This is a genomic window from Arthrobacter sp. 9V, assembly GCF_902506065.1.
In the GTDB taxonomy this organism is placed as follows: domain Bacteria; phylum Actinomycetota; class Actinomycetes; order Actinomycetales; family Micrococcaceae; genus Arthrobacter.
The window spans coordinates 1-1167 of sequence record NZ_LR732927.1 but is presented as its reverse complement, the minus strand read 5'-3'; the positions used below and the strand labels follow the sequence as shown (position 1 = coordinate 1167).

Sequence of the window (1167 nt, the reverse complement as noted above, 5' to 3'; positions counted from 1 at the left end):
GCTGAGGTAGATGCCCCAGTACTTCGCGATCACGGCACTGGCCGTGAGGGTCTCGAGGATGAGGTCCCAGCCCACGATCCAGGCGAGCAGCTCACCCATCGTGGCGTACGTGAACGTGTACGCGGAGCCGGCGACGGGGATCGTCGACGCGAACTCGGCGTAGCACATGATCGCCAGGCCGCACGTGACGGCTGCGAGCAGGAAGGAGACGATCACGCCGGGCCCGGCGAAGTTCGCGGAGGCGTTCGCGCCGACCGAGAAGATGCCGGCGCCGACGGCGACCGCGATGCCCATCGCGGCGATGTCGAACGTCTTCAGGGAGCGTTTCAGGGACCTGCCCTGCTCCTCGGAGTCGGCCAGGGAGGCCTCGATCGACTTGATGCGGATCTTCGTTGCCATGGGTGGATCCCGTCATCGGCTGGTGGCGGACCTCGGAAGGGTACTGGTGTACCACTGTGTCACGCAAAGCGTCCGGCCGGACGGTGGGCCGGTCCGGGGACGGACGGGAGGCGCGGTGGCGGTCCGGCGCGCACCGCTCGGTCGGCGGGCGGGTGCGTCCAGGGCCGCGGCCGCGTCAGCGCGCGGCGCGCCAGTCCGCCAGGAACCGGGCGCCGGCCTCGTCGTGGATGACGCCGTCGGGCGCGGTGAGCACCGGGTACGGCGTGGCCGGCACACCGTCGGCAGGACGGACGTCGACGTGCGCGACCTCGTACCCGTTGGCGTGCAGCCAGTCCGCCATGGCGTAGTCGCTGCGGGAGTCGCCCACGGTGCGCCAGGTGATCGGGAGCTCGCCGTCCTGCCCGAGGAGTTCGAGCGACCGCTCGGCGCCCAGGTCCTTGCCGCTGCGGTCGGACTCGACGTCGGTGGAGATGATGGTCGGGTCGATGCGCCACTGCACGGCACCGTCGGCGTCGGGTCGGACATCGTCGAGGCGGCGGACACCGAGGCCACGACGCTCGAGCGCGGCCATCGCCTTCGCGTCGAACTCCGGCTGGCGGGCGAGGTACGTGGCGTTCGGCACCTCGACGCGCTGCTCGATCGACACCATCGCGCGCTTCGTCTCGTCGAAGAACACCAGGTCGGCGTACTCGGCGCGGACCAGCTCGCGCATCTCGTCGGCGTAGTCCCGCGGCAGCGCAAGGTCCTCGGCGACGGTCAGCTCACCCA

2 protein-coding genes are annotated in these 1167 nt (G+C 71.0%); both read right to left on the bottom strand.

The features are described 5' to 3' along the window. The coding region (locus tag BACI9J_RS22400; protein WP_159736621.1) for an amino acid permease at nt 1-399 on the bottom strand (399 nt) is incomplete at its 3' end. 175 nt (nt 400-574) lie between these two features. Next, nucleotides 575-1167, bottom strand: a 593-nt coding sequence (locus BACI9J_RS22395; protein ID WP_159736620.1) for a hypothetical protein, incomplete at its 5' end; no start/stop codon positions are given.